Source organism: Mycobacterium sp., from assembly GCF_035314665.1.
Classification (GTDB): domain Bacteria; phylum Actinomycetota; class Actinomycetes; order Mycobacteriales; family Mycobacteriaceae; genus Mycobacterium.
In genome coordinates this window covers 1-9,254 of sequence record NZ_DATFZD010000360.1, presented here as the reverse complement: position 1 = coordinate 9,254, position 9,254 = coordinate 1, and the positions used below count along the sequence as shown (strand labels likewise).

The 9,254-nt window shown below is 64.4% G+C and carries 11 protein-coding genes and 1 pseudogene; 7 read left to right on the top strand and 5 right to left on the bottom strand.

Annotated features, from left to right (window positions below; all coding sequences use genetic code 11):
* From VKI00_RS24935 to VKI00_RS24920, 4 genes are all read left to right on the top strand, one after another.
* A partial coding sequence (locus tag VKI00_RS24935; RefSeq protein WP_324443167.1) for an enoyl-CoA hydratase/isomerase family protein occupies nt 1-455 on the top strand: 455 nt, incomplete at its 5' end.
* Nucleotides 456-569: 114 nt separating this feature from the next.
* Nucleotides 570-2,030, top strand: a complete 1,461-nt coding sequence (locus tag VKI00_RS24930) for an aldehyde dehydrogenase family protein (RefSeq protein WP_324443166.1) — start codon at nt 570-572, stop codon at nt 2,028-2,030.
* A 177-nt stretch (nt 2,031-2,207) separates the two neighbouring features.
* A complete protein-coding gene (locus VKI00_RS24925) occupies nt 2,208-2,927 on the top strand; it encodes an MBL fold metallo-hydrolase (RefSeq protein ID WP_324443170.1) in 720 nt (239 codons plus the stop codon).
* Nucleotides 2,928-2,992: 65 nt separating this feature from the next.
* Entirely contained in the window at nt 2,993-3,562 is a 570-nt protein-coding gene (locus VKI00_RS24920) for a hypothetical protein (RefSeq protein ID WP_324443165.1), read from the top strand.
* 25 nt (nt 3,563-3,587) lie between these two features.
* On the opposite strand, the gene VKI00_RS24915 is transcribed toward VKI00_RS24920, so the two are convergent.
* Complete coding sequence (locus VKI00_RS24915; protein WP_324443164.1) at nt 3,588-4,607, bottom strand: site-specific integrase; 1,020 nt, start codon at nt 4,605-4,607, stop codon at nt 3,588-3,590.
* On the opposite strand from VKI00_RS24915, the pseudogene VKI00_RS24910 reads away from it, so the two are divergent.
* A pseudogene (locus VKI00_RS24910) lies at nt 4,567-5,205 on the top strand (serine/threonine-protein kinase); the annotation flags it as partial. The gene VKI00_RS24915 and the pseudogene VKI00_RS24910 overlap by 41 nt on opposite strands.
* Before the next feature lie 175 nt (nt 5,206-5,380).
* Nucleotides 5,381-5,806, top strand: coding sequence for a hypothetical protein (locus tag VKI00_RS24905; RefSeq protein ID WP_324443163.1), 426 nt, complete (start codon nt 5,381-5,383; stop codon nt 5,804-5,806).
* Between the two features lie 264 nt (nt 5,807-6,070).
* Here the strand turns inward: VKI00_RS24905 and solA are convergent, their stop codons facing one another.
* Nucleotides 6,071-7,219, bottom strand: a complete 1,149-nt coding sequence (gene solA / locus VKI00_RS24900; protein WP_324443162.1) for an N-methyl-L-tryptophan oxidase — start codon at nt 7,217-7,219, stop codon at nt 6,071-6,073.
* A 179-nt stretch (nt 7,220-7,398) separates the two neighbouring features.
* On the opposite strand from solA, the gene VKI00_RS24895 reads away from it, so the two are divergent.
* Nucleotides 7,399-7,641, top strand: a complete 243-nt coding sequence (locus tag VKI00_RS24895) for a helix-turn-helix transcriptional regulator (protein WP_324443169.1) — start codon at nt 7,399-7,401, stop codon at nt 7,639-7,641.
* A gap of 15 nt (nt 7,642-7,656) precedes the next feature.
* On the opposite strand, the gene VKI00_RS24890 is transcribed toward VKI00_RS24895, so the two are convergent.
* From VKI00_RS24890 to VKI00_RS24880, 3 genes are all read right to left on the bottom strand, one after another.
* The gene (locus tag VKI00_RS24890) at nt 7,657-7,878 is read right to left on the bottom strand and encodes a hypothetical protein (RefSeq protein WP_324443161.1); all 222 of its coding nucleotides are present in this window, start codon (nt 7,876-7,878) and stop codon (nt 7,657-7,659) included.
* 136 nt (nt 7,879-8,014) lie between these two features.
* Entirely contained in the window at nt 8,015-8,800 is a 786-nt protein-coding gene (gene pstB, locus VKI00_RS24885; protein ID WP_324443168.1) for a phosphate ABC transporter ATP-binding protein PstB, read from the bottom strand.
* 256 nt (nt 8,801-9,056) lie between these two features.
* Nucleotides 9,057-9,254: hypothetical protein (locus tag VKI00_RS24880; protein ID WP_324443160.1), on the bottom strand; the 198-nt coding region annotated here is incomplete at its 5' end.

Genomic DNA, 9,254 nt, shown 5'->3' with positions numbered 1-9,254 from the left:
AGCGGACCCAGTGGTATGTCGGACGCGTCCAGGGCATGCTGGCCCGGATGCTCACCCTGCCCGTCCCCACCGCCGCCGCTCTGGTCGGGCACGCCTTCGGCGCAGGGGCAATGTTGGCCTTGGCGCACGACTTTCGGGTGATGCGCGCGGACCGTGGCTACTTCTGCTTTCCCGAAGCCGACATCCGGATACCCTTCACGCCGGGCATGGCCGCACTGATCCAGGCCAAGCTCACCCCGCAGGCGGCGGTCGCCTCAATGACGACCGGACGCCGCTTCGGCGGCGACGACGCCGCAGGCCTCGGCCTTGTCGACGCCGTCGCGGCCGAGGGCGCGGTGACGCCCGCGGCCGTCGACCTTCTTCGTCCTCTCGACGGCAAGGACCCCGGCACGCTGGGCGCGATCAAACAGACCATGTTCGGCCCCGCGGTGCGCGCGCTGACCACCAGTGATTAAGAGCCACAGAGCAATTAGCGTCGCGCAAAAACCCTGGACATCGCGTGGTTAGGCGCATAGCGTACGGTCCGTACGGCACTCTACTTTTATAGATCCACGCCGAAGGGACGACCCATGACAACGGTGCAGGGTGTACTCGACGAGATCCGTGAACGGCCCGGTACCGGTGACGTGATCAGCGTCTTCGATCCGTCGACCGAAGAGCAGATCGCCGAGTTCACCGACGGCGGCCCGGACGCCGTCAACCAAGCGGTCGATCGCGCGAAAGCGTCCGCCGAGTCGGGTGTCTGGTCGGGCCTGCCCGATTACGAGCGCGCCAGGGTACTGTGGCGGGTCGGCGAACTGATCGACAAGAACGCGACGCTGCTCGCCGAACTCGAAATGCTCAACGGCGGCATGTACCCCGCACAGGCGGAGATGCAGGTGAAGGTTGGCGCCGAATGGTTCCGCTACTACGCGGGCTGGTGCACCAAGATCGACGGCATCGCCCGCGACGTGAACACCGGTGGCCTCACCGGCGTCGACTCCCACATGCACACCTACACCCTGCGCGAGCCCTATGACGTGGTCGGGCTGATCTTCCCGTGGAACGGCCCGGTGTTCAATTTCTGCGCCAAGCTCGCGCCGTCGCTGGCCGCCGGCTGCAACAGCGTGGTGAAACCCGCTGAGGAGACACCACTTTCGGCGCATGTGCTGATGCAGATCCTGGCCGAGGCGGGTGTGCCCGACGGGGTGGCCAACCTGGTCAACGGCTACGGCCACACCGTCGGCGCCGCGATCACCGCACACCCCGACGTCGAGAAGGTCGCCTTCACCGGCTCCACCGAGGTCGGCCGGGCGATCGTGCACGCCTCGGCGGACAGCAACCTCAACAAGGTCACCCTGGAACTCGGCGGCAAGTCCCCGGTGCTGATCTTCGACGACGCGAAACTGAAAAAGGCCATCCCGATGTCGGCGTTCGGCACGTTCGTCCACTCCGGGCAGGCCTGCGTGTGCGGCTCGCGGATTCTGGTCCAGCGCGGTGTCTACGACCAGGTCGTCGAGGGCATGGCGATGGTTGCGAATGCGATGAAGATGGGCGGCCCCAAAGAAGAGGGCACCATGAGCGGTCCGCTGATCAGCCAGAAGCAGCTGAACCGGGTGTTGGGCTACCTCGAGCAGGGCAGATCCGACGGCGCGGAGATCGTCACCGGCGGACACCGGCTCGACCGCAAGGGCTACTTCGTGCATCCCACCGTCGTCACCAACCTCGACCCCGACACGAGCCGGCTGTTCCAGGAGGAGATCTTCGGGCCGGTGGTGACGATCCTGCCGTTCGAGGACGAGGACGAAGCCGTCGCGCTGGCCAACAACAGCACCTACGGGCTGGCCGCGACGGTGTGGACCAAGGACCTGGGCCGCTCCCACCGACTGGCCAAGCGGCTCAAGGCCGGAACGGTCGGGCTCAACTGCGCTTTTCCGTACGACCACTCCATGCCGTTTGGTGGCTACAAGCAATCCGGCTGGGGTCACGAATCCGGCAAGGCCGGCATCGAGACCTACCTGCAGACGAAGATCGTCTGGGCGCAGATGTAGCAGCCTGCGCTGTCGGCCGTCGGCTATAGATTGAGCTGATGGCTGCGATCACTGGGCGGACGGCCTTGACGAGTGCTGCGGTGGCTTCCCTGAAAGCCCTGAAGCACAGGACTTTTTCGGCGACACCTATCCGCCGAACGGCGCGCCCAACCGGAAAGGCTTGAGATGGATACTGGGCTGCAAACCACGGTCGACGAGATCGCGCAGGGCATCTTCCGGTTTTCCACCTGGGTGCCGGGCATCACCGAACACGGCTTCACGTTCAACCAGTTTCTGCTGACCGGTGACGAGCCGTTTCTGTTCCACTGCGGCATGCGGCAACTTTTCCCGCTGGTTTCGGCGGCCATTGCCAAGGTGATCCCGATGGAGCGGTTGCGCTGGATCTCGTTCGCCCACATCGAGGCCGACGAGTGCGGGTCGATGAACATGCTGTTGGCCGCGGCTCCGCACGCGCAAGTCATCCACGGCACACTGGCCTGCATGCTGTCGCTGACCGATATGTGCGACCGGCCGCCGGTGCCGGTCGGCACCGAACCGGGCGACGTGCACGATATCGGCGGGCACCGGCTGCGGTTCATCGCCACCCCACATGTGCCGCACAACTGGGAAAGCGGGTTGTGGTTCGACGAGACCACGTCGACGCTGCTGGCCGGCGACCTGTTCACGCACACCGGTCAATGCCCAGCTCTGACCGAATCTGATTGCGTAGCACCGGCATTGGAAGCCGAGGAGCGGTTCCATGCGACCGGCCTCACGACCAACCTGGCGCCCACATTGGAGCAGTTGGCGCAGTCGACGCCGACCACCCTGGCGCTGATGCACGGCGCGTCGTTCACCGGTGACGGCGCCGGCCAGTTACGGGCGCTGGCCGCTGGCTACGCCGCGATGGCTGACTAGCCGCAACGACGCGGGCGCGTCACTACGTTCACTTGCGTCACTTCATGCGTAGGCTGTTGTCTGAGATGTTTTCGGAGAGAACAAAGACGGCAAACGTTGGCGGTCGGCTGCTGCTGGCAGCCCTGCTGGCGAGCGCCGCGCTGACGAGCGGATGTAGCTCCCTGATTCACGGCAAGCCGGTGGCCAACCCGGGCGCCGGACCAACCGAGCCGTCGTTCCCGAAAGCCAAACCGTCCATCCCCGCACCGACCTCGTCGCGGCCCGCGCCGCCGAGCGCCAACCCGCCGGCGGGCGCCATCCCGCTGCCACCCGACCAGGACGGTCGGGTGTTCATCGAAACCAAATCCGGTCAGACGCGCTGCCAAATCGACACCGCCAGTGTGGGTTGCGAGGCTGAGTTCACCAATTCCCCGATGCAGGACGGTGAACGCGCCAACGGCGTGAACATCACCGCGAGCGGTTCGGTGCAGTGGGTCGTGGGCAACCTCGGCGACATCCCCACCGTGACGATCGATTACCGCACCTACGATGCGGACGGCTGGACGATCGCGGCCAGCGAGAGCGGCACCCGCTTCACCAACAAGAACACCGGCCACGGCATGTTCGTCAGCGTCGAGAAGGTCGACACCTTCTAGGGCATTAAAAGACCACGTCAGGGCGCTAATGCGCTGATCTGGTCCGCAGCTGGTCCGCAGCAGCGTGGATAGCCACGTCCAGGCGGTCCGCAACGCCGTCCAAATCGTCGTCAAATAGATCGGCGTAAACATCCAGGGTCATGGAGGCATTGGCGTGCCCCAGCATCCGTTGCACAGCCTTCACGTTCGCTCCGGCGCTGACCGCCAGACTGGCGGCAGTGTGACGCAGATCGTGGGGTGTGATGACCGGGAATGCGCTGTCCGTCTTGCGGCACTCCGCGACGGCCGGCGCGAAAATCCGGCGTCGATAGTTAGAGACCCGCAAGACTGTTCCTTGGCTGCCGGCAAACACGAGATCCTCCGGAGCCTTGCCCACCATCAGCGCAGCCAGTTCGCCAGCCAGCGAGGCCGGGAACGGTACCGACCGACGCTCCCCCGTCTTGGGAGTCGACCACACCAGGCCGTTGAACTCGGTCACCGACCGGGAGACGTTGATCCGACGTCGCAGCATATTGAAATCACAGACCCTCAAAGCAGCCATCTCACCCCAGCGCAATCCGGTGTAGGCCAGGAACCGGATCACCTCGGGCATGCGCTCTACGGCACCAGCGAGAGCGGCCACCTGGTGATGAGTCAGGTAGCCGCGGTCGGCGTGCTGTCGCTTAGGTATTTTCACGCCGTCGCACGGGTTGCGTGGAATCCGGTTGTCCTCCACCGCAACTCCGAGTACTTGACGCAGCACCCCAAAAGCATTCTCGATCGTTGCGACCCCGAGGTCTTCCGCGACCATCTTCGCTACCCAGGCCTTAACTCCTGAGTTCCTTACGTCGACCACCGCGACGTCTCCCCACTGAGGAGCAACCCGGTTTGCCCATGCGCCGCGACGTACCGCGACGGTCTTGGCCGAGAGGTGGGCCACCGTTCCTGACCAGGCGGCGTAGACCTCGGCGACGGTCACCAGCCCCGCCCTCGGAGCCACGTAGGTCCCGGTCACCAGCGGGTGCGGGGAGATCGACGGGCAGGTCGACATCGATATGCGGCTCATCGTGGGCACGGATTTGCAAAATGTGCTGGCCCGAGATGGGCCGCTGAGCCCGCCTCGGGCGGTGGCGATTGTGCGTCAGATCGCCGCCGCACTTGATGCCGCCCACAGCGCCCAGATGGTCCACCGCGACATCAAACCGGCCAACATCCTGCTCACCGACGACGACTTCGCCTGCCTGGTCGATTTCGGCCTGGCCAACGCGGCTACCGACGCCAAGCTGACCAGCTCCAGCACCACCATCGGGACCTTCGCCTACATGGCCCCCGAGCGATTCAGCAACACCGACGTTAGCCATCGCGCCGACACCTACGCGCTGGCCTGTGTCCTGTACGAATGCCTGACCGGGTCCTTGCCGTATGCCGCAGGCGATCTGCCCGCGCTGATCAACGCGCACCTGACCGCGCCCATCCCGCGCCCCAGCCAGCACTCGCCGCAGGTCCCGGCCGCGTTTGACGACGTCATCACAATGGGTTTGGCCAAAAAACCGCGGGATCGTTACGCCAGCGCCGGGGAGCTGGCCCGCGCCGCCCACCAGGCGTTGAGCGAACCCGACCAAGACGACGCGGACACCATCCTGGCTGACACACAGGCCGCCGCCGAGCTGGCCGAGGTGCGAATGCCGGGCGTGGGGGCCGCAATGTGCGTACCGCTGCACATGCGGGAGGTCTTCCTCGACGAGTCGTGTTCCCCTCGACATTGACCGCTACTCACTGCGGATCGACAATTAGCACGATGGGCGGAGGGTCCGCCTGCGGTGATAAAAGGAGTTCCTGATGGCAGGCGCGTTAAGCACACAGTTCGAGAAAATCTCCGACAGCGCGAAAACCGCCAACGACAAAATCAAAGCTGCAGGCGATAAGACCAGGGACCAGCTCGACGCCGACGTCGCCAGCGCGAGAGCCAAGGCGTCCGCAGCTGCCGACCGACTCAGCGAGAAGGCTGACGCCGCCGAAGATAAAGCTTCGTCGCGGTCGCAAGAAGTCCGCCGCAAGTGGGAGGCTCATGTCGCCGAGGTGAAGGCAAACATCGAGAAGAAGAAAGCCAAACACGACGTGAAGGAGGCCGAGAGGTCCGCCAAGCTGGCTCTGGCTTTCGCGCTCGACGCGATTGATTTCGCACAAGCCGCCATCGACGAAGCCGAGTATGCGGCGCTTGATGCTCTGTACGCGCAAGCCGCGGCAGACTCGCGGGTCTCCTGACGTGACAGGATGCGGGTTCTTTCCGACATCGTCTGGGCGCGGCTCGGCCCTGGTCGGCTCCTAGCACACTTGAGAGGCCGGGCCGCGCCCGTCAAGGCCCGCTGATTCGGGGAGCACACGTCAAGGCCCGCTGATTCGGGGAGCACACGTAGGGCACACGCCCGGCGCAGCGCCGCCTCGAAAATACACGCTGAACAGCGTCGATCCTTGGTGCGCGGTACTGGGATTGAACCAGTTGCATCCCCGACGGCCGCCTGGTAGCGGTCATGCGGTCGGCGATCTCTGCGGGTCGAACAGCGAGATGGGGTGGTCGGTGGCCCGATCGATGGCGAGGTCGGCAAGGATCTCGCCGACCACCGGAACGAATTTGAAGCCGTGCCCGGAGAATCCGCACGCCATGATGACGTCGGCGCATTGCGGGTGGCGCCCGATCACGAAGTGTCGGTCGGGTGTATTGGAGTACATGCAGGTCGCCGCGTGCAGGCACGTGCCCGCCAGCGCCGGCAACAACTCAGCGACCCGCGCCCTAATCTCGGCGATTTCCCGCTCGTGCACCACCCGGTCGATGGTGTCGGGCGTACAGGCGATCCCGTTGCGGGCGAAGCCGACTTTCACACCGCCCCGCGGTCCGTCGATCGCCGGGAAGCCGTATGTGTGTATGCCGGCGGCGTTCTCGTGGATGAAGATGGGGTGATCCTCGAACCTGGAAGCGCCGCCGATCGGGTCCAGCCAGTACATCACCTGACGTTCCACCGTGATGGGAACACCGAACTGACCCAGCACCTGCGGCGCCCAGGCGCCCGGGCAGATCACCACCTGCCCAGCGGTGTAAGACCCACGACCCGTAACGACCCGCATCCCCGCGGCGGTCTGGTTCCAATCCAGCACGGGTTCACCAAATTGCAGTGTGGCCCCTGCTTTTTCGGCGATTTCAAGATGTGCGCGCACCGTCACCTCCGGTCGCGCGAACCCGGCTTTGGCATCGTAGAGCGCGATATCTTCGGGGCGGGGGGTGAAGTTCGGGAACCGGGCGGTGATCTCGGCGGCGTCGAGCAACTCATGCGGTAGATCCCATTGGCGGCTGGCACGCAGGCTACCGGATACGATCAGGCAGTCCGGTGGCCCGATGAAAAGGCCCCCGGTGAGTCGATAAAGGTCACGTTGAGAGTCGGCAGCCAGCTTCTCCCACAGCTCGTAGGCCCGCAGCAACAGCGGAACATAACCGGGTTCCTCGAAATAAGCCTGGCGGATGATCCGAGACCCGCCGTGGCTGGATCCCTTGTCGTGGGCGGGCTCATACCGATCCAGGCCGAGCACCCGGCGTCCTCGGGCCGCCAGATGATAGGCGGCGGCACTTCCCATACCGCCCAATCCCACCACGATGACGTCGTAACCCGTTGTTGTGCTGACCATATCGAGTTACCTCCGGATCGGGCCATCTTAGGATCGACGACCGGTTGTCGGTATACGACATCGGGTTTAATGCTTGCCAATCTGCTGAGGAGACTCGACACGAGTTAGCGATCCCTCGCTGACTGTCGAGCGGCAACCTGTCCTGATATAGCTTGAATGCTATATAGCATTAGAGTAGTATTGTAGTCGTCGTCGACCTCTCTTCCATCCGTCACACCGCTGGCGTGACCCAGGTGCAACTGGCTGCTGCACTGAACGCGAGTCAGGGCCAGATCAGCAGAATCGAGCGTCAATCAGACATGCTGCTGTCGACTCTGAGTGCGTACCTTACGGCGCTCGGTGCATCTGCACGGCTGATCATCACCATTAACGGCCGGACCGTCGAGCACGAGCTGACGACGTCCAAGGGGGAGGCACGATGACCACCCTGACCGAGATCACCCGACAGAACCACCGTCGGGCGGTCCGCTTTTTCTGGGCCTCTTGATCGGCGCAACCACTGTCAGCCTGATCGGCAACATCGCGCATGCGGTGCTGCCGTACATCCCGCTCGTCATCGTCCAGATCGGTGCCGCGGCACGCTCAACTTCGTCAGAGGTCTTCAGATTCTCGAGTTCCTCACCCAGCCACTCGGCCAGGTCGTCCCATTGGCGTAGCAAGCTTTCCAGCGCGACCTCCGAGGTGTGCCGACAGCAGCCACGCCGCGATCGACTTGCGTCCGTTGGGTTCTTCGTTCAACTTCATGCCGGGGATACCGGGGAAGCCCGCTGGCATGTTGCCGCCGACGCCGAGTGGTCAGCCGAACCGGCCGGAAATGTAGTCCTCGGTGGCCTTCTGGTCAGGCTTGGAGAAAATCTTCTCGGTGTTGTTGATTTCGACCAGCCGTCCGGGCTTGCCGGTGGCCTCCAGGTTGAAGAACGCGGTGCGATCGCTGACGCGAGCAGCCTGCTGCATGTTGTGGGTAACGATGACGATGGTGTACTGCGCCTTGAGCTCTGCGATCAGATCCTCGATAGCCAGCGTCGAGATGGGGTCAAGCGCAGAACAGGGTTCGTCCATCAGCAATACGTCGGGCGAGACGGCAATCGCCCGGGCGATGCAGAGCCGCTGCTGCTGGCCACCGGATAGGCCCCCGCCGGGCGTGTCCAGCCGATCTTTCACCTCGTTCCACAGGTTCGCCCCGCGCAACGAACGTTCGGCGAGCTCGTCGAGGTCTTTCTTCTTGTGTGTCCCTTGCAGTTTCAATCCGGCGACCACATTGTCGCGAATCGACATGGTGGGAAAGGGGTTTGGCCGCTGGAACACCATCCCGACGATGCGGCGCACAGCAACCGCGCCGATCTGTTTGCCGTAGATGTCACAGCCGTCGAGCAACACCGATCCTTCCACCCGCCCCCCCGGGGCGGTCTCGTGCAGACGGTTCAGGGTCCGCAGAACAGTCGACTTGCCGCACCCGGATGGTCCAATCAACGCGGTGACACTGCGCGGATGGACCGTCATGTTGAGGTCGGCCACCGCCTTGAAGGAGCCGTAGTAAATGTTGAGATCCCGCACCTCCAGCCGTTTTGCGCCCCTGCGCAGCCGAAGGTCGCTGTCCGTCACCGGCTCCGTCGCTGGGGGTGCCGGCGGGGCCGCGTGCTGGGTACGCCCGATTGCCGCGCCATCTGTTGTCACGTTGATGTCCCGTGTCACGGGATCCTCCTGTGGTGTCATTCGCTTTCAGACCCGGCCGACGGACCTGCGTCGTTGTCGTAAGTTGGCCGAACCCCCACAGCCCGGACCGGCGGCCTGTCTGGCCACCGGAGGGCTCCGGTGAACACTGAAGCCAGTGTCCTCCTCATGCTCTAGGTTCGGTGACACGTCCACCACCGACGCTCGTCCGGCTGGCGATCCATCGGGCCGCCACGGTGAACAGCAGGACCAACGCCACCAGAGTGAGTGCTCCCGCCCAGGCACGGGCTTGGGCGGCCTTGTACCCGGTTATGGCGTTGTTGAAGATCTGCAAGGACAGTGTCGACATGCGCTTGGTCGGGTT